Here is a 19,185-nt window from a genome sequence, read left to right as displayed (position 1 = left end):
TAATGCAAGAAGATAATGTAGAAATGTTCGATGACTTAGAAGGTGAGTTATTTGAGCATTATAGATTTGAAGCAGGGAAAGGACAAGCTCCTTTAAGAGTGGATAAGTTTTTAATGAACTTAGTAGAGAATGCTACACGTAATAAAATACAACAAGCAGCTACTAATGGAAATATATTCGTGAATGATATACCTGTAAAATCAAATCACAAAGTAAAAGCTAATGATGTGGTGCGTGTGTTGATGAAACAACCACCATTCGAAAATATCATTATACCAGAGAATATTCCTCTTGATATAGTATATGAAGATGATTCATTATTAGTAGTGAATAAACCAGCAGGACTAGTAGTACACCCAGGACATGGTAACTATACAGGAACTCTAGTAAATGCTTTAGCATATCACTTTGAGAATTTACCCCTAAATAGTAGTGAAAGACCAGGATTGGTCCACCGTATTGATAAAGATACTAGTGGTCTGTTAGTAGTAGCAAAGACAGAATGGGCAATGACCGAACTGCAAAAGCAATTTGCAGAAAAGACATCTGAGCGTGAGTATGTCGCTATGGTATGGGGGAATGTAGAAGAAGATGAAGGTACGATAGAGAGCTATATCGGCCGTCACGTCAAAGATAGAATGCAGATGGCTGCCTTTGATGATGAGAGTATGGGGAAATGGGCTGTGACGCATTATAAAGTACTTGAGCGCTTAGGATATGTTACTTTAGTATCTTGTCGTCTAGAGACAGGTCGTACGCATCAGATACGTGTTCACATGAAACATATTGGACATACGCTGTTTAACGATGAACGTTATGGAGGTAACTTAATTCTTAAGGGAACGACATTTACCAAATATAAACAGTTCGTAGATAATTGTTTTGCTGTTTTACCTAGACAAGCTCTACATGCTAAAACACTAGGATTTACACATCCTATAACTAAAGAAAGAATGAGGTTTGACTCTGAGATACCTACAGATATGGTAGAATGTATTGAAAAATGGAGAACATACGCACAAGCTTCTAATTTTGGAAATAAAGTAGATGGATTATAGTTAATTTAAGATATCAAAGCCTCATTGTTAGATGAGGCTTTTTTTATTTGCTTTATTTTATTTGCTATAAAATATCATTTAAAAAAGAAGGAAAAAGTCTTAATCTAGGTTAAAAAAACATAAATAAGGAGAAAGTAATTAAATTATTTTAGTTACTTTGTTGACTTTACTAGAAGATGTTTAATCAGTTTAAATTACATATAGAGAATAACTTCAGAGAGTTATTAGAAGAGCCATTATTACTTGCAGTAAGTGGAGGGATAGATAGTATCGTTTTAGTGCATTTATGTCATAAGTTAGGACTAGACATAACGATAGCACATTGTAACTTCCATTTAAGAGGAGAAGATAGTAATGGTGACCAAGAGTTTGTAGAACAATTAGGAGAGGAGTTAAGCATTCCAGTTTTTGTTGCAGAGTTTGATACAGTACAATATGCCACAGAGCACAAGGTGTCTATACAGATTGCAGCTAGAGAATTGCGATATGATTGGTTTAGAGAACTAGCTACACAACAGAAGAAGACCTATCTATTAACCGCTCATCACTTAGATGATTCTATGGAGACTTTCTTGATTAATTTATCTAGAGGTACGGGTATAGAAGGGTTATTAGGAATACCAGCTAGAAATGGCTACATCAGAAGACCAATATTGCCATTTACTAGAGAGGATATCGCTCATTATGCAGAAGAGAATCAGATTACTTGGAGAGAAGATATAACAAATAGTCAGACAAAATATTTGCGTAATAAAATTCGTAGGAATATATTGCCACTTCTAAAAGAGACGAATGAACATTTTTGTCAGTCTTTTTTACAGACAATGGAGTATTTGCAGCAGTCAGTAGATTTGAGTGAAGATGCTAGTAAATATTATTACAGTCAGGTAGTTACAGAACATGACGGTGAGGAGATAAGTATTAACTTAGAGCAGTTAAAAAGTCTTTCTTCACCTAAAGCATATTTGTATAAGTGGTTATCTCCTTTAGGATTTACGGCTTGGTCTGATATCGAAGATTTAATTAATGGAGCATCAGGTAAGATGATTTATTCGCCTACTCATGTACTGTTGAAGAATAGAGGAGAGTTTATAATAAAACCTCTTCCACAAGAAAAAGAGAATAAAGAACAAATATATTTATTAGAGAACAAACAAACATTAACCCAACCACTAACGATTAGTATAACACCTTATGAAGAAAAACAGTTAACAAGTGATGCTTCGACCATTTATGTAGATGGGGATTTATTGACTTTTCCATTGACTATACGTAAATATCGAAGTGGAGATAGATTTATCCCATTTGGGATGAAGGGAACAAAGAAAGTGAGTAAGTTTTTTAAAGACGAGAAGTTTAGTCTATTTGATAAAGAGAATACTTGGCTTTTATGTTCAGAAAATAAGATTGTATGGGTTATCGGTAGTCGAATGGATGAACGATTTAAGATAAAAGATACAACAACAAACATTATTAAAATTCAAATTAATCTATGAGAAAATTAGCTTATTTGCTACTTTTTTTATTGTCATTTATATCAGTGCAGGCTCAGATTACTAATCCTGCTAAATGGCAATCTAAAATTGAGAAAAAGTCTGATACAGAATATACCATTACTTGGGATGCTGTAATAGAAAAGAACTGGCATTTATACTCCCAATATAACCCAGAAGGAGGTTCTTTGCCTTTAGAGTTTATTTATAATAATCAAGAGGGAAATTATACTTTAGAGGGTAAGGCAAAGGAGAGTGAAACAAAGACTTCATTTAATGATGTCTTTGGTGTGGATGAAATCTACTTCGTAGACTCTGCTAAACTAGTTCAAGACATTAAGATAACCAATCCTACTGTGGAAACTATCCAAGTAGAATTAGCTTATCAGGTATGTGATGAAATGTGTATTAGCCAGAGTAACTTATTTGTTTATGATTTAAAGACACTTGAAACCAAGGAAGTAAAGAACTTCGAAGATTTAGCAACTACTGCTGTAGATACTAAAAAGGACAGTGATACAACGGATACAACAGTAGCTACAACAGGAAATACTAAAGAAGAGAAAAAAGGATTGTTTACTATTTTCTTCTTAGCCTTCTTATCAGGGTTTGCAGCATTACTTACACCATGTGTATTCCCAATGATTCCAATGACAGTGAGTTTCTTTACTAAACAGTCTAAGACTAGAGCGAAGGGAATTAAGAATGCAATTATCTATGGATTATCTATCATCCTTATCTATGTAGTATTAGGAACGATAGTGACTGCAATATTTGGAGCAGATTCATTAAACGCACTTTCTACGAATGTGTATTTTAATATTATCTTCTTTTTATTGTTAGTGATATTCGCTACATCGTTCTTAGGAGCGTTCGAGATTATGTTACCTAACTCATGGGCTAATAAAGTAGATTCTCAAGCAGACAGAGGAGGTATCATAGGAATCTTATTTATGGCATTAGCACTTGCTATAGTATCATTCTCATGTACAGGGCCTATCGTAGGAACACTATTAGTAGAAGCAGCATCTAAAGGAGGTATAGCACCTATCGTAGGAATGTTAGGGTTCTCTCTAGCATTAGCATTACCATTTATGTTATTCGCTATGTTCCCAGGATGGTTAAACTCTATGCCACGTTCAGGAGGATGGTTAAATACTGTGAAAGTATCTTTAGGATTCTTAGAGTTAGCTTTAGCATTTAAATTCTTGTCTAATGCAGACCTTGTATTACAAGCGCATTGGTTAGAAAGGGAAGTTTTCTTGGCGATCTGGATTGCTATCTTTGGAGCATGGGCGTTATATTTATTAGGAAAGATTAGGTTACCTCATGATAGTCCTACAGATAGTATATCAGTAGGAAGATTATTTATGGCTTTATTAGTATCTGTATTTACGATTTATATGATACCAGGTCTATGGGGAGCACCACTTAAGATTATCTCAGGTTTCCCTCCACCGATGACGTATTCAGAAAGTCCTTATGGTATTGGCGGAAAAGGTGGTAACGGAGGAGGAGTAGCTACTGCTATTCCAGACGGAGCTAAACTTGGAGCACATGATATTATTGCTTTTACAGATTACGAGAAAGGTATGGCTTATGCTAAATCTGTAAACAAACCAGTCTTACTTGACTTCACAGGTTTTGCATGTGTGAACTGTCGTAAGATGGAAGATTATGTATGGTCAGAAGCAGAAGTATTATCTATCTTAAAAAATGAAGTTGTTTTAATTTCATTATATGTAGATGATAAGAAAGAGTTGCCTGAGAACGAACAATACGTTTCGGAAACTACAGGTAAGAAGATAAAAACAATTGGTAATAAATGGAGTGATTTCCAAATGAAACATTACCAAGCGAATGCACAGCCTTACTATATCGTATTAGATAAAGAAGGTAATCGCTTAAATGAAGCTGTTGGTTATATGCCAGACGCACCAGAGTATAAAGCTTGGTTAGAGAGCGGTATTAATAAAGTAAAATAACGTTACGATTATATTTTAAGAGAAGCCACGTGAGTTCACGTGGCTTTTTTTATGGTAGTGGTATAAAAAAACAAAGGTGTTTTGATTTAATTTTAAGAAGAAAGTTAATACATTTGATAACCTTCTGAAATAAGGAAACAAAACACAATATTTAATTTAAGTACCTTTTGTTAATCACTAATAGAGAATGTATTCTTCAGAATATTAGATGATTAATTAGAGCGTATAAAATAAGCTAAGAAAAATGAAAAGAAGTTTAGTTGCATTATCATTTGCATTGTTTGCACTGTGTACACAAGCACAAGTTCACACTCCACCTACAAGTACAAAAGCAGAATCACATCAAGTAGTAGGGCTTACGGATATCAAGATTGACTACTCAAGACCGAATATGAGAGGGCGTTTAGTATTTGGTGATTTAGTTCCTTATGGAAGAATGTGGAGAACAGGGGCGAATATGAATACGGTAGTTACTTTTGGTAATGATGTAGAGATAGGCGGTAAGAAATTAAAGAAAGGATCGTATGCATTATTTACTATTCCTAAAGTAGAAGAATGGGAAGTAATATTCTATGCAGATACGAATAACTGGGGATTACCAGAGAAATGGGATGAGAGTAAAGTAGCTTTATCGACTAAGGTTAAACCTATTGGTTCTGATCGCAAATTCGAGACATTAACTGTAGCAGTGAATAATGTGAACATAGACTACGCGGACTTAGAGATTATGTGGGAGAAGACAGTTGTGCCTGTTCGTTTTAAAGTACCAACAGATCAACTGGCAATGCAGAGTATTGAGGAGACATTTGATGGACCTACAATCGTTGATTATTACGGAGCAGCAGAATATTATTACCTAACAAACAAAGACCTTGTAAAAGCTCTAGATTGGGTAAATAAGGCTATTGAGAAATCAGGAGACAAAATACCTTATTACTTTGTACGCTTAAAATCACAAATCCAAGCTAAAGGAGGTGATAAAATAGCCGCTGTAGAAACTGCCAAATGGGCATTAGAGTTAGCAGAGAAAGCGAATAACCTTGATTATATCAAGATTAATAAAGACGCTATCAGAGAGTGGAGCAAGTAATTTTAATTAAGAATTAAGAATTAAGAATTAAGAATTAAGAATTAAGAATTAAGAATTAAGAATTAAGATTGTGCTTAAAACACTGATTTCTGAAAGCTTATAGCTCTGAATATATAAAGAAAAAGATAGTTCTAATGAGCTATCTTTTTTTGTTTCTATGAAGTTGTCTTTTTGTGAAGTTGTGAAATCGTGAAGTTGTGAAATTGTGAAATCGTGAAGTTGTGAAACCGTGAGCTGTAACCCTTCAACTGTCAATTAATCATATCTCTAATTTCCATTACTCTATGCTGTAAGCAAACTACAGAAAAACACCATCACAAAAAAACACCATCACAAAAAAACAAACCTACTATCAACTATCTTTTTTATTTAAGATACTTTGATTCTGTATCGAATGCTTTATCTTTGTGTCTTAACAACACAATCTAAAATATGCTAACAGAATTAAATGCTATTTCGCCTATCGATGGGCGTTATAGAGGTAAGACCAATGCACTAGCTAATTATTTCTCAGAAGAAGCATTAATCAAGTACAGAGTATTAGTAGAAGTAGAGTACTTTATTTCTCTATGCGAGCACAATGTCCCTCAATTAGCCAATGTCCCAAGTTCTATCTTTCCTGAATTGCGTAAACTGTATCAAGAGTTTACCACAGAAGATGCTTTGTGGATCAAGGAGATGGAGAAAACTACGAATCACGATGTGAAAGCAGTAGAGTACTTTCTGAAAAGCGCATTTGACATTTTAAAGTTAGAAGAGTATAAAGAGTTTATTCACTTTGGACTAACTTCTCAGGATATTAATAACACCTCTATACCTTTATTGACTAAAGAAGCGTATGAGGATGTATATAAACCATCTTTACTAACTGTTATCAATAGATTAAAAGAGCTGAGCATAGAGTGGAAGGATGTACCTATGTTGGCACGTACGCATGGTCAGCCTGCTTCTCCTACACGTCTAGGTAAAGAGATTTACGTATTCGTGGAGCGTTTAGAACAGCAGTTAGCATTATTAGAGCAAGTACCTTTTGCTGCTAAATTTGGTGGTGCTACAGGTAACTTTAATGCACACCATGTAGCTTACCCAAAACAAGATTGGAAACAGTTTGGAACTGACTTCGTAGAATTGACTTTAGGGCTTAAGCATTCTTTCCCGACTACACAGATAGAGCACTATGATCACTTCGCAGCATTCTTCGATGGATTAAAACGTATAAACACGATACTGATAGACTTAGATAGAGATATCTGGACGTATGTATCGATGGATTACTTTAAACAGAAGATTAAGGCAGGAGAGATAGGTTCTTCGGCTATGCCTCATAAAGTGAATCCTATTGACTTCGAAAATTCAGAAGGAAACTTAGGTATTGCTAATGCGATCTTTGAACATTTAGCTGCTAAGTTACCGATATCACGTCTTCAACGTGACTTGACAGACAGTACAGTGTTGCGTAATGTAGGAGTACCTTTTGGACATACGCTTATTGCATTTGAGTCTACATTAAAAGGATTGAATAAGTTATTGCTGAATGCAGATAAGTTTGCTCAAGACTTAGAGAATAACTGGGCTGTAGTAGCAGAAGCTATTCAGACTATTCTAAGAAGAGAAGGATACCCTAATCCGTATGAAGCATTAAAAGATTTGACTAGAACGAATACAGTGATTAATAAAGAATCAATGCATAATTTCATCGAGACATTAAATGTATCTGATGCGATTAAAACTGAACTTAAAGCAATCACACCAGCTAATTATTTAGGAGTAGATATTCTGTAATAAGAATTTATAATAAAATGAATAAGCGAGTCTTTCGAAAGAAGGGCTCGCTTTTTTATTTCATGATTAGAACACTATTTTTAGAATAGATAAATAAAAAACGGGCTACTCTAAGGCAGCCCGTTTCTATATATTGAATAATCTAATTCTTATAAGTGGATTACTTCACCGTAAGCATCAGCTACAGCTTCCATCACAGCCTCACTCATAGTAGGGTGTGGGTGAACAGCTTTAAGGATTTCGTATCCAGTAGTTTCTAATTTACGAGCAACTACAGCCTCAGCGATCATATCTGTAACACCAGCTCCGATCATGTGGCATCCTAACCACTCACCGTATTTAGCATCAAAGATAACTTTAACGAATCCATCAGGAGTACCAGCAGCTTTTGCTTTTCCAGATGCAGAGAATGGGAATTTACCTACTTTAAGTTCATAACCAGCCTCTTTCGCTTTAGCCTCAGTCATACCTACAGAAGCGATCTCTGGAGTAGCATAAGTACATCCTGGGATATTTCCGTAATCTAATGGCTCTACATGGTGTCCAGCGATTTTCTCAACACATAAGATACCTTCAGCAGAAGCCACGTGAGCTAACGCTTGTCCAGGTACTACGTCACCGATAGCATAGTATCCAGGTACGTTAGTTTGGTAGAAGTCGTTTACTAAGATTTTATCTCTATCTGTAGCAATACCTACTTCTTCTAATCCGATGTTCTCGATATTCGTTTTGATACCTACAGCAGATAATAAGATATCAGCTTCTAATACCTCTTCACCTTTAGCTGTTTTTACATATGCTTTTACTCCTTCACCTGTAGTGTCGATACGCTCTACAGAAGAGTTAGTCATAATGTTGATACCGTTTTTCTTTAAAGAACGCTCAAATTGTTTTGAGATATCTTCATCCTCTACAGGAACGATATTTGGCATAAACTCAACAATAGTTACATCAGTACCCATTGATTTATAGAAGTAAGCGAACTCAACTCCAATAGCTCCAGAACCAACAACAATCATTTTCTTTGGTTGTTGAGGTAATGTTAATGCTTGTCTGTATCCGATTACTTTTTTACCATCTTGAGGTAAGTTAGGTAACTCTCTAGAACGAGCACCTGTAGCGATGATAATATGGTCAGCAGATAGTTCAGTTACTTTTCCATCTTTGTCAGTAACGTCTACTTTCTTACCTGGTTTTACTTTTCCGAATCCGTCGATAACTTCGATCTTATTCTTTTTCATTAAGAATTGAACTCCTTTGCTCATTCCTTCAGCTACGTTACGAGAACGTGCGATAACAGCATTGAAATCTTTATCTACATCACCATTGATAGTCAATCCGTAGTCAGAAGCGTGTTTAAGGTATTCAAATACCTGTGCCGATTTAAGAAGAGCTTTCGTTGGGATACATCCCCAGTTTAAGCAGATACCTCCTAAATTTTCTTTTTCAACAACTGCAACTTTAAAACCTAACTGAGAAGCTCTAATCGCAGTAACGTAACCTCCAGGGCCACTTCCTAAAACAATAATATCGAATTTCATATATCTATATATTTCTATATTTTATGCTACGAAAATAATCATTTATTTCTGTTATTGAAACTTTCAATACGAAAAGTTGATAGGCTGTAACTAAGGTAATTGCAAGGAGTGTGGCTTATTTGGCTATTAAGACGTGACAATTATTATCAAAAAGGCAATATTGTTGATAATCTTTTAAAAAACTAGGAGAGAATAGCGTACTAAAAAATATTGAAATTTTAGAACAAAAGTATTTCTACTCTTCGGAAGTTTTCGTCTAATTCATTTTAGGTAGAGAAACCATCTTTATAATGAACAATAAAAAAGCGATAGATATGGATCTATCGCTTCTGTATATTGAGCTATATTTGTTTGTTAAACTGTGACTCGTGTAGGTTTTTATAGTATCCGTTTTGGATTTCTAATAGGTCTTTATGAGTTCCTTTTTCTACTATTTTACCTTTATCCATTACGATAATTTGATCAGCGTTTACTATCGTTGCTAATCGGTGTGCTATAATGATAGACGTTCTATCTTTAGTTAGATAGTCAGTCGCTTTCTGTAGTAATTCTTCTGAATGTGTATCGATAGAAGAGGTAGCTTCATCTAGTATCAGAATACTAGGATTACTAACATACGCACGTAAGAAAGCGATCAACTGACGCTGTCCAGATGATAGCATGACACCGCGTTCCTTCACATTATAATCATATCCACCAGGGAGTTGTAAGATGAAGTCGTGTATCCCTATTTTCTTAGCAGCTTCGATGACAGTCTCTCTTGTGATACTCTCATCATGTAGCGTGATATTATTGTATATTGTGTCACTAAATAAGAATACATCCTGAAGTACCACTGCTACTTGTTTGCGCAGTGTAGCTAGTTTGTATTCATTGATATTGACACCATCGATACAGATCGTACCACTGTCTATATCGTAGAATCTATTTAATAGATTGATGATAGTAGACTTACCTGCACCAGAACTTCCCACGATCGCAATGGTGCTACCAGCAGCTATATCTAGGTTAATCCCTTTTAGTACTTCTGTTCCTTCGATATAACTAAAGCGAACAGCTTTTAGTTCTATTTTACCATTAAACTGTGGGGCAGTGACTGTACCGCTATCGTCTATCTGTTCTTCTGTTTCTAATACTTCGAATACACGCTCTGCTGCGATAATCCCCATTTGCATGACATTGAACTTATCAGCTATCTGTCTCAATGGGTTAAATAGCATGGTGATTAACATCGTATAGGCGAATAAATCTCCGAAAGAAGTAAGGTTGTCTCCTTGTACGATAGACATCCCTCCATACCAAATCACAAAACCAAGTGTAAGAGAAGATACGATATCCGCTATCGGAAAGAAGATAGAGTTATACAGAATATTCTTTAGCCAAGCCACATTGTGTTTATGGTTAATCTCTTTGAATTTTTCGTATTCTATTTCTTCTCTCGTAAAGAGTTGTACGATCTTCATTCCTGTTAATCTCTCTTGTACGAATGTATTTAGATTAGATATCTGTGTACGTACTTCTTGGAACGCAGTTTTCATGTGTCGTTGGAACTCACGAGTAGCATATAATAGAATAGGCATAGCTATCAATACGATACAGCTCAACTTCCAGTTCATATAGAACATAATGCACAGTACCACGAACATCTTTAGTAAGTCACTGACAATCATAAAGAGCCCTTGACTGAAGATACTAGCGATAGATTCTATATCAGATACTGCACGTGTCACTAATTTTCCTACGGGTTCGTTATCGAAATAACGCATTCTGAAGTTGATAATTTTATCAAATAGTTTCTCTCGAATGTCTTTTACGATATCCTGTCCTAACCAGTTCGCCCAATAGGTAAAGAAGAATTGTGAAGATACTTCTAGTACGAGTACTAATCCCATCAGTAGGATGTAGAGTAGTAGCCCAGATTGATCTTGTTTCTGTACGTATTCATCTACAGTTATTTTTAGCATATACGGACGTATGGCAGCGAATATAGAAAGGGAAATCGCAAATACAACTACCCAATTAAATCGTTTTTGATACGGCTTAGTATATTGTAATAATTTCTGTAGAGATAATGATTTTAGTTTTTTCATAAATAAGGGTAACTAACTTGAGTTAAATAAAGACCTTTTCCAGGTACAGAAAAGCCAGCTTTGCCTCTGTCTTTACTTTCTATTATCGTTCTGAAGTCATCTAGTGTTATTTTTTCATGTCCTACATTGACTAAGGTACCCACTATCGCTCTGACCATATTGCGCAGGAAGCGATTAGCAGAGATGGTAAATACTAGTCTGTTATCAGGTAGAATATCCCAATGTGCTTTATAAATAGTACAATTGAAGGTGAATACATCTGTATGTGTCTTAGAGAAACATTCGAAGTCTTCATACTCAAATAAGATTTGAGCAGCTTGATTCATTAATTCTACATTCAGCGGTCTAAAGTGGTAGTAGCTACCCGCGTTACAAAACGCATCTTTATATTGATGAATGTGATACTCGTAGGTACGTGCTGTCGCATCGAAGCGTGCGTGGGCATCATCTGCTACGGTATGTATATTATAAATAACAATGTCTTCAGGTAAAAAAGAATTCATTCGTTGTACTAAAGAATCTTTGTCAAAAGGTAACTCGTGATCAAAGTGTGCATACATCTGTTTAGCATGTACTCCAGCATCTGTCCTACCTGCTCCCACTAGCTCTATAGGGGTGCGTAGTAGAGTAGAGATAGCTTTAGTCAGTACTTCCTGTACTGATATAGCATCAGGTTGTAATTGCCATCCGTGATAATGTGTTCCGTTATATGCGAATTCTAAAAAGTATCTCAATGTAATTCTCTTTGTTTTGTAAAACGCAAATATACTTTAAAATCGGGACTAGGTAGTTGATGTTATTATAAAATTAGGAACTCATTTTTTGAATAGAAGAACAAATAACTAAGAAATGAAAGGGCTAGACGGATTACTATTCGTATTTAGTAAGAAGGCGGATTTTAATTTATTTAGAGCTGTATTGCTAGAATAGTGATCGTGGTTTGATGCCATAGTGGTCGCATAGTTTTAGCCCTTTTTTATGCGACCACTATGCGATCACTATCCGACCACTATGCGACCACCTCAAAAAAAATCCCTTTTTCGATCTGTTATAATTATGTATTTAATATGTATAATTCTAGTGTGAACGGTGGATTAGTGGAAGGGTTCTGATAAGTTTGTGTTGCTCATATTAGAAAAATTAGTTCTAAAGAGAGGTCAATTAAATCGACCTGAAGTAAACAACGTTAAAAGCAAGAGATAGTTTAGAAATATGTTTATTTTTACGACTTGACTTGTTGTGACAAGTAATTAACCCAATTAACCTAACTATATTAATAATGAAAAAACTACTAGTATTACTGAGCTTGTGTATAGGCTCTTATGTACAGGCACAGGATTTTAATCAATATTTTGAAGACAAAACATTGCGTCTAGATTATGTATTCGGAGGAAATAACGAGAGACAATTTATCTTATTAGATGAATTAATTTCTTTGCCTTCATGGGCTGGGCGTACGCATAACTTAGGAGAGAATGCCTTAAAAGGAAATGGACAAGTACGTGTATACGATGAGCAAACAAATACATTAATCTATACCAATAGCTTCAGTACACTATTCCAAGAGTGGTTATCTACAGAGGAAGCGCAGAAGAATACCAAGAGTTTTGAGAATGTATTCTTAGTACCGTTTCCGAAAGATAATGTGCGTATAGAACTAATCCTATTTGATGCTGATGGAAAAGAAAAAGATAAATTAGTACATCATGTAGATCCTAAAGATATATTAATCCATACTAAGGGAACTAAGGATGTGACTAAACATGAATATGTACATAAAGCGAAAGACAATGCTAAGGCTATCAATGTAGTATTCGTTGCAGAAGGATTTAAAGAAGAAGAAATGGGGAAATTTATGGATGCTGTAAAGGTTTCTATAGAACAATTATTAGCGCATAAGCCTTTCGATAAATTTGCTGATAATTTTAATTTTATTGCTGTACAGAGCGCTTCTAAAGACTCAGGGGTAAGTGTCCCAAGACAAGGAGATTGGAAAAAGACAGCTGTAGAGTCTAATTTTGATACTTTTTATTCGGAGCGTTATTTGACTACGAACAGAATTAAGAAGTTACACGATGTACTAGCAGGTATTCCTTATGAACACATTATCATTCTTGCGAATACAGATGTGTATGGAGGAGGAGGAATCTATAATTCTTATACATTGACGACTACAGGACATAAGGACTTTAAGCCTGTGGTAGTACATGAGTTTGGGCATAGTTTTGCAGGATTAGCAGATGAGTATTTTTACCCTAATGATGTGTTGAGTGATTTAATTTCTAATCAGACAGAACCTTGGGAGCAGAATATAACTACATTAGTAGACTTCGATAGCAAGTGGAAAAAAATGCTTAAAAAGGGAACTCCAGTACCTACATTAGAAAAAGACAGTAAGAAATACCCACTAGGAGTATATGAAGGACTAGAAGGACGCAAGGTGTATAAAGGTACGTTAGACTGTAGAATGAAAACGAATCAGTATCCAGAGTTCTGTCCAGTTTGTCAGAATGCAATAGAAGAATTAATTTTGTTTTATACAGAGTAATCATAGTATAGCCTCTCACTAAGAGAGGCTATCTTATTATAAATAGATAGAGGTGAAAAAAATATTATTATTATCAGATACGCACGGCACTATAGATGAGTCTATCCTGAAGTATGTCAGACAGGCAGATGAGGTATGGCATGCAGGAGATATAGGAGACTTAGTAGTGACCGATACCATAAAGGTGCTAAAACCGCTTAGATGCGTATGGGGAAATATAGATGGTAAAGAGGCTCGACTAGAATTTTCTGAAGAGTTATTCTTTGAGTGTGAAGGGATGAAGGTCTATATGATCCATATAGGTGGATATCCAGGGAAATATAGAGCTAATGTAAGAGAGCGAATCAAGCAAGAGAAACCTGCTATCTATATCTGTGGGCACTCACATATACTGAAGGTACAGTATGATCAGATGATGGGGGTACTACATCTAAATCCTGGTGCAGCTGGTATAAGTGGTTTTCATCAGGTGCGTACGATGTTGCGTTTTGCGATAGATAACGGAGCGATAAAGGATATGGAAATTATTGAATGGCCTAAAAACAAAAAAGCCGAACTCATATAGGTTCGGCTTTTTTAACGCACTAATAAACTAAGATGTTAGGTTTATCGTAAACGATCCACAGATTTTACGAGATCTTCATCCTTCTTAATGGCTCTGTTCGCTAAGACAAGGAACAGGATAGAAATAATAGGGAGGAACATCCCAATACCTTTCTCAGAAATAGCTTCCGCAGTTTCTCCAGATACTGTTAGCGCACGATATACAAATAATCCTAATAGTATAAAGTTTGATATTATATTCAATCTATTAATTACAAACTGTCTCTTTCTATTTTTATACCCCATAATAGCTACTACTGTAAGAGCAGTAGATAATCCGAATAGGATAGTAGATGAAGGCATCATCATGAAATAGATAGGTTCATTCGCACCATTTGTCCATAATGGGATGAAAAAAGGTAGTACTCCCATAATGATAAAGACAAGAATCAAATAAACAGTCTGTATTCTCTGTAACATAATTGTAAAAATGTATGAAGTACAAAAATAGTGTTTCTTTTTTATAAAAACCTATTGTTTATAAAATTTTATTCGTAATATTGCATCAGTACTGTCGTAAGTTCTTCATAATACGGCAATTCTATTTTAAATTTCCATTCTTATTTAAAATTACACAACTCAATATTTTTATAATCTATAAACATTTATATGTTTGAAATTTCCGAACTAAAAAAAATGAAGGTCGCAGATCTTCAGGAGATTGCTAAAAAAGCAAAAATTGCTAAGGTGGCTTCTTTGAAAAAAGACGAACTTATAGGGCAGATATTAGAACATCAACAAGCGACAAATGCAGAGGAGAAAAAAGCACCTGTAAAAGCTAAACCTGTGGATAAAGCTCCTTTAGAGGAAAAGAAGGCTCCTGCAGTAGCTAAAAAAGTAGCTGTGGATAAGGCTAACAATGATGTAAAAACAGATAAAACAGTTAAACAAAATACAACTCCTACTACTGAGAAATCAAGAAGACCTAGACTAGGTAAACCTAATGAGGATGAGGGTAAGGTAGAGAGTAAAGTGGAGCAGGCTTCTCGTGTATTAGCAGATAATACACAACGCAAAACAACTCACCAGAGAAATGAAGAAACTCCTGCGAAACAAGAGCAAAAAAAAGAAACCGTAAGTGAATCAACTGCTGAAGAAAAGGTAGGTTCTACAAACGAGAATAGAAGGGATTTCAAAAAGAGACAACCTGATAATAATAGACGTGATGGGCAAAAACGTGATTTCAAATCTCGTCAGCAACAGTCACAACCTAAGAATAATGCTTCTACTGAAGTAACTAATGCCGCAGCAACAGATAGAGAGCCTGTAGCGAAAGAGGAAATATCTACTGTAGATAATACTGCTCCTCAACAGTCTGAAAACGACAATCAAAAAAGAAATAACAATCAACAGAATAGAAATAATAACAACAAAAAGAATAATTTCAGAGAACCTGATTATGAATTTGATGGTATTATAGAGAGTGAAGGGGTATTAGAAATGATGCCTGATGGATATGGATTCTTGCGTTCTGCGGATTACAACTATTTATCTTCTCCAGATGATATTTATTTATCTCAGTCACAGATTAGATTATTCGGTCTTAAGACTGGTGATACTGTAAAAGGAGTGGTGCGCCCTCCGAAAGAAGGGGAGAAGTTCTTCCCATTAGTAAAGGTGTTGAAAATTAATGGTCACGATCCTCAGTCTGTTAGAGATAGAGTGTCTTTTGAGCATTTGACTCCTTTGTTTCCGAATGAGAAGTTTAATCTAGATGCGAAGAGTAGTACTATTTCTACTCGTCTAATGGATATGTTTGCTCCTATCGGTAAAGGACAACGTGGTATGATCGTAGCTCAACCAAAGACAGGTAAGACTGTTCTTTTAAAAGAGGTAGCGAATGCTATTGCAGCTAATCACCCTGAGGCATACTTAATCGTGTTACTTATAGATGAGCGTCCTGAAGAGGTGACAGATATGCAGCGTAGTGTGAATGCTGAGGTAATTGCTTCTACATTCGACGAACCAGCAGAGAGACATGTGAAAGTAGCTAATATCGTATTAGAGAAAGCAAAGAGATTAGTAGAGTGTGGTCATGATGTAGTGATCTTATTAGACTCTATCACGCGTTTAGCAAGAGCATATAATACCGTACAGCCAGCATCTGGAAAGGTGTTAAGTGGAGGGGTAGATGCTAATGCATTACAAAAACCAAAACGATTCTTCGGAGCGGCTCGTAATATAGAAAATGGAGGATCTCTTAGTATCATCGCTACAGCGTTAGTAGATACAGGGTCTAAAATGGATGAGGTGATTTTCGAAGAATTTAAAGGTACTGGTAATATGGAGTTACAGTTAGATCGTAAGTTGGCAAATAAACGTATTTTCCCTGCGATAGACATTACTTCATCTAGTACACGTAGAGATGATTTATTATTAAACGAATGGGAGCTTAAGCGTGCTCTTATGGTTAGAAGATATATAGATGATATGAACTCTGTAGAGGCGATGACATCTATCATTGACAATGTGAAAAATACTACGAATAATGACGAGGTATTAAAAACATTAAGCAAGTAAAAATAACCTGTATGTATATTGAAAAAGAGGACATTTATAATTTATAAATGTTCTCTTTTTTTTATAAATAGTTTCTTAATTGTTATATAAATGCGTAATTTTCAATACTAAATGTTTTGAGAATAAAACAAAAGTTGTTTCTTTGACTCAGTTTTAATGACAGAAGAAATGACGATATAAAGAGAAGATAGTAGTAGAATGCTGTATCGGTTTTTATCTAGTTGTTTTTTGTCAGAGTATAGGGTGTAAAAGAAGAAGATTATGTATGAACTAACAATATTTATAGTAGTAGCTATACTAGCCTATTTTATCGTTAGAAGGTTTTTCTCTATTAAGCGTTTTAATACCAAGGAAGAATATCTTCAGTATAAACGGGAACAAGAGGAATTGTTGAGAGAGGAAGAAGAGGAATGGGACGATGATTTAATCGATAAAAAGAGTTTTGACTTCTTATTTATAGGAGTTGTAGCAACTGTGTTATTTTTGGTCTGTGGTCTTTTTACAGGTAATCCATTCTATTTTGTTTTGATGATTTTCGTTATTACAGCGATATTATTCTTGCACTATTTTCCCTCTAAAGGAGATTTTTAAAGTTTTTGTTGTCACTAATACTGTCTGTGGTATTTGATATAGACTCACTTTTGACGCGTTTTTCTCTTATAGATTCAAATAAATATTACCAGAGAAATGAAAGAAGCTGGGGTTTTAGTAGAAAAGGTCAAATAAAAGAGATGTTAAAATTACTTTTTTTTAGATCATTAAACGATTAGTAGTAAGAAAGTTAAAAAATAGAGGTAAAAATTAATTGATATTTTTTGATTGCTGAGTTTGTATTTACGGAATATCGTCCTATATTTGCACTCGCAATTAAGCAATAGGCCACGTGGCGCAACTGAATAGCGCATCTGATTACGGCTCAGAAGGTTGCAGGTTTGAATCCTGCCGTGGTCACTAAAGTCTTGATTTGAATCAAGACTGTGATAGAAATAAATAAAAGAATAATGGCCGCGTGGCGCAACTGAATAGCGCATCTGATTACGGCTCAGAAGGTTGCAGGTTTGAATCCTGCCGCGGTCACTAAAAGCTTCTCATTTGAGAAGCTTTTTTTATTTATATGTATTTTTGTAGAAGAATCTTTACTATAATGCGATGGCTAAGAAAGAAAACTATTTTAGATATTGGTGGAAGTCAAGTAATGAACATGGGGTGCATTCTCCATTTATATTTAATTTATTGACTAAAGGATTATATCCTAAAGATAGCAGATGGAGAGGAATGGCAAAGAAAGATGCTTTTATACTGCGCATGCTAAATTACTATCAGCCCCAGTCTCTCGCTGTACATGGGACACTCTCTGTGGAGGTGGCTTGTGCTAAATCATTAAAAGAATCTTCTGAAGCAGTAGATATGATCTATATGTCTAATATTAACGATATTGCTATAACTGATGTATGTACTCGTATGCATAATGATAGCGCCCTTGTAATCGATAGAAGAGAGGGACGAGAAGAAATAGAGGTTTTCTGGGAGCAGATTGTGTTAGATGAGCGCTTCAGTGCTACGATCGATTTCTATTATTACGGTGTAGCATTTATTAGATCAGAACAATTAAAACAACATTTTATTCTGCGTATGTAATTTGTTCTGTTAGATAGTTAGTAAGTAGATGTATTATTTCTAGTAATTTATTTATCTTAGAAGAGTCTTTCGGACTATTAGAAAAGATAATGAACTAAAAGCATAACTAAACTATCTATTATGTCTACTCATATTATTCAAGTAAAAGATATTAAACGCGATTTTAAATTGGGATCTGAAACAGTATATGTGCTGAAAGGTGTGAATTTAGAAATAGCAAAAGGAGATTATGTTGCTCTAATGGGGCCTTCTGGAAGTGGTAAGTCTACCTTGATGAATATTTTAGGTTGTCTAGATACGCCTACTTCAGGTAGTTATTATTTAGATGGTAAGGATGTTAGTTCTCTAAAAGATGATCAATTAGCAGAGATTCGAAATAAGCATATTGGTTTTGTATTCCAAACTTTTAATTTATTGCCTAGAACGACTGCGTTAGACAATGTGGCGCTACCTATGGTATATGCTGGTAATTCTAAAGCAGAACGCAATGTGCGTGCAAAAGAAGTACTAGATCAGGTGGGATTAAGTGATCGTATAGATCATCATCCTAATCAACTCTCAGGAGGACAGAGGCAACGTGTAGCTGTAGCTCGTGCTCTAGTGAATAAACCAGCTATTATATTAGCTGATGAGCCAACAGGAAATTTAGATACTAAGACTTCTGTTGAGATTATGAGTCTATTCGATGAGATACATGCGAATGGAAATACGGTTATACTAGTAACACATGAAGAAGATATAGCTGCACATGCACATCGCATCATCAGACTTAGAGATGGAGTGATAGAGAGTGATGAACGTATTAAGTAGATCGTAGTTCTTAGAAAGTTATTTTTA

At 35.2% G+C, this 19,185-nt stretch carries 15 protein-coding genes and 2 tRNA genes; 13 read left to right on the top strand and 4 right to left on the bottom strand.

All coding sequences use genetic code 11. The features are described from left to right. Positions 1 to 2: 2 nt before the first annotated feature. From MODO_RS08295 to purB, 5 genes are all read left to right on the top strand, one after another. On the top strand, positions 3 to 1,058 hold the full coding sequence (locus tag MODO_RS08295; protein WP_006257128.1) for an RluA family pseudouridine synthase: 1,056 nt from the start codon (positions 3 to 5) through the stop codon (positions 1,056 to 1,058). 176 nt (positions 1,059 to 1,234) lie between these two features. Next, positions 1,235 to 2,554, top strand: coding sequence for a tRNA lysidine(34) synthetase TilS (gene tilS / locus MODO_RS08290; RefSeq protein ID WP_006260621.1), 1,320 nt, complete (start codon positions 1,235 to 1,237; stop codon positions 2,552 to 2,554). After that, on the top strand, positions 2,551 to 4,536 hold the full coding sequence (locus tag MODO_RS08285) for a protein-disulfide reductase DsbD family protein (protein WP_006260622.1): 1,986 nt from the start codon (positions 2,551 to 2,553) through the stop codon (positions 4,534 to 4,536). Before tilS ends, MODO_RS08285 begins: the two co-directional genes overlap by 4 nt. A gap of 244 nt (positions 4,537 to 4,780) precedes the next feature. Further along, positions 4,781 to 5,626, top strand: a complete 846-nt coding sequence (locus MODO_RS08280) for a DUF2911 domain-containing protein (protein ID WP_006260623.1) — start codon at positions 4,781 to 4,783, stop codon at positions 5,624 to 5,626. Between the two features lie 432 nt (positions 5,627 to 6,058). Beyond that, complete coding sequence (gene purB / locus MODO_RS08275) at positions 6,059 to 7,408, top strand: adenylosuccinate lyase (protein WP_006260624.1); 1,350 nt, start codon at positions 6,059 to 6,061, stop codon at positions 7,406 to 7,408. 149 nt (positions 7,409 to 7,557) lie between these two features. Here the strand turns inward: purB and lpdA are convergent, their stop codons facing one another. From lpdA to truA, 3 genes are all read right to left on the bottom strand, one after another. After that, complete coding sequence (gene lpdA / locus MODO_RS08270; RefSeq protein ID WP_006257123.1) at positions 7,558 to 8,949, bottom strand: dihydrolipoyl dehydrogenase; 1,392 nt, start codon at positions 8,947 to 8,949, stop codon at positions 7,558 to 7,560. A gap of 341 nt (positions 8,950 to 9,290) precedes the next feature. Further along, positions 9,291 to 11,039, bottom strand: a complete 1,749-nt coding sequence (locus MODO_RS08265) for an ABC transporter ATP-binding protein (protein ID WP_006260627.1) — start codon at positions 11,037 to 11,039, stop codon at positions 9,291 to 9,293. Further along, the gene (truA, locus tag MODO_RS08260; RefSeq protein ID WP_006260628.1) at positions 11,036 to 11,773 is read right to left on the bottom strand and encodes a tRNA pseudouridine(38-40) synthase TruA; all 738 of its coding nucleotides are present in this window, start codon (positions 11,771 to 11,773) and stop codon (positions 11,036 to 11,038) included. The genes MODO_RS08265 and truA overlap by 4 nt, the downstream gene beginning before the upstream one ends. Positions 11,774 to 12,318: 545 nt before the next feature. Between truA and MODO_RS08255 the strand changes: the two genes are divergently transcribed. Continuing rightward, positions 12,319 to 13,587 carry a M64 family metallopeptidase gene (locus MODO_RS08255; protein WP_006260629.1) on the top strand — a complete coding sequence of 423 codons (1,269 nt, stop codon included), beginning with the start codon at positions 12,319 to 12,321 and terminating at the stop codon, positions 13,585 to 13,587. Positions 13,588 to 13,639: 52 nt separating this feature from the next. After that, a complete protein-coding gene (locus tag MODO_RS08250; protein ID WP_006260631.1) occupies positions 13,640 to 14,152 on the top strand; it encodes a metallophosphoesterase family protein in 513 nt (170 codons plus the stop codon). A 41-nt stretch (positions 14,153 to 14,193) separates the two neighbouring features. On the opposite strand, the gene MODO_RS08245 is transcribed toward MODO_RS08250, so the two are convergent. After that, positions 14,194 to 14,610: a DUF4293 domain-containing protein gene (locus MODO_RS08245; RefSeq protein ID WP_006257117.1), complete on the bottom strand. Its 417-nt coding sequence runs from the start codon at positions 14,608 to 14,610 to the stop codon at positions 14,194 to 14,196. A gap of 189 nt (positions 14,611 to 14,799) precedes the next feature. Here MODO_RS08245 and rho point away from each other — a divergent pair, with 189 nt between their 5' ends. The 6 genes from rho to MODO_RS08215 all read left to right on the top strand — a co-directional run bounded on the left by rho (position 14,800) and on the right by MODO_RS08215 (position 19,158). Next, positions 14,800 to 16,710 carry a transcription termination factor Rho gene (rho, locus tag MODO_RS08240; protein ID WP_006260632.1) on the top strand — a complete coding sequence of 637 codons (1,911 nt, stop codon included), beginning with the start codon at positions 14,800 to 14,802 and terminating at the stop codon, positions 16,708 to 16,710. Positions 16,711 to 16,971: 261 nt separating this feature from the next. Continuing rightward, positions 16,972 to 17,301: a hypothetical protein gene (locus MODO_RS08235; protein ID WP_006257115.1), complete on the top strand. Its 330-nt coding sequence runs from the start codon at positions 16,972 to 16,974 to the stop codon at positions 17,299 to 17,301. A 286-nt stretch (positions 17,302 to 17,587) separates the two neighbouring features. Further along, positions 17,588 to 17,661: transfer RNA gene (locus tag MODO_RS08230), tRNA-Arg, on the top strand. A 52-nt stretch (positions 17,662 to 17,713) separates the two neighbouring features. After that, a tRNA-Arg gene (locus tag MODO_RS08225) sits at positions 17,714 to 17,787 on the top strand. Positions 17,788 to 17,859: 72 nt separating this feature from the next. After that, positions 17,860 to 18,348: a hypothetical protein gene (locus MODO_RS08220; RefSeq protein WP_006260634.1), complete on the top strand. Its 489-nt coding sequence runs from the start codon at positions 17,860 to 17,862 to the stop codon at positions 18,346 to 18,348. A gap of 120 nt (positions 18,349 to 18,468) precedes the next feature. Then, on the top strand, positions 18,469 to 19,158 hold the full coding sequence (locus tag MODO_RS08215) for an ABC transporter ATP-binding protein (protein WP_006260635.1): 690 nt from the start codon (positions 18,469 to 18,471) through the stop codon (positions 19,156 to 19,158). Positions 19,159 to 19,185: the final 27 nt, after the last annotated feature.

Source organism: Myroides odoratimimus (assembly GCF_001485415.1).
GTDB lineage: Bacteria > Bacteroidota > Bacteroidia > Flavobacteriales > Flavobacteriaceae > Flavobacterium > Flavobacterium odoratimimum.
Note: the sequence above shows the minus strand (reverse complement) of the source record. Positions and strands in the feature narration are given on the sequence as shown.

Bases quoted from the DNA above. Each gene is read 5' to 3' on its own strand.
- MODO_RS08235 (WP_006257115.1), top strand. From the start codon at position 16,972: ATGTATGAACTAACAATATTTATAGTAGTAGCTATACTAGCCTATTTT.
- MODO_RS08285 (WP_006260622.1), top strand. From the start codon at position 2,551: ATGAGAAAATTAGCTTATTTGCTACTTTTTTTATTGTCATTTATATCA.
- tilS (WP_006260621.1), top strand. From the start codon at position 1,235: ATGTTTAATCAGTTTAAATTACATATAGAGAATAACTTCAGAGAGTTA.
- MODO_RS08265 (WP_006260627.1), bottom strand. From the start codon at position 11,039: ATGAAAAAACTAAAATCATTATCTCTACAGAAATTATTACAATATACT.
- purB (WP_006260624.1), top strand. From the start codon at position 6,059: ATGCTAACAGAATTAAATGCTATTTCGCCTATCGATGGGCGTTATAGA.
- MODO_RS08215 (WP_006260635.1), top strand. From the start codon at position 18,469: ATGTCTACTCATATTATTCAAGTAAAAGATATTAAACGCGATTTTAAA.
- rho (WP_006260632.1), top strand. From the start codon at position 14,800: ATGTTTGAAATTTCCGAACTAAAAAAAATGAAGGTCGCAGATCTTCAG.
- MODO_RS08220 (WP_006260634.1), top strand. From the start codon at position 17,860: ATGGCTAAGAAAGAAAACTATTTTAGATATTGGTGGAAGTCAAGTAAT.
- MODO_RS08245 (WP_006257117.1), bottom strand. From the start codon at position 14,610: ATGTTACAGAGAATACAGACTGTTTATTTGATTCTTGTCTTTATCATT.
- MODO_RS08295 (WP_006257128.1), top strand. From the start codon at position 3: ATGCAAGAAGATAATGTAGAAATGTTCGATGACTTAGAAGGTGAGTTA.
- MODO_RS08255 (WP_006260629.1), top strand. From the start codon at position 12,319: ATGAAAAAACTACTAGTATTACTGAGCTTGTGTATAGGCTCTTATGTA.
- MODO_RS08280 (WP_006260623.1), top strand. From the start codon at position 4,781: ATGAAAAGAAGTTTAGTTGCATTATCATTTGCATTGTTTGCACTGTGT.
- lpdA (WP_006257123.1), bottom strand. From the start codon at position 8,949: ATGAAATTCGATATTATTGTTTTAGGAAGTGGCCCTGGAGGTTACGTT.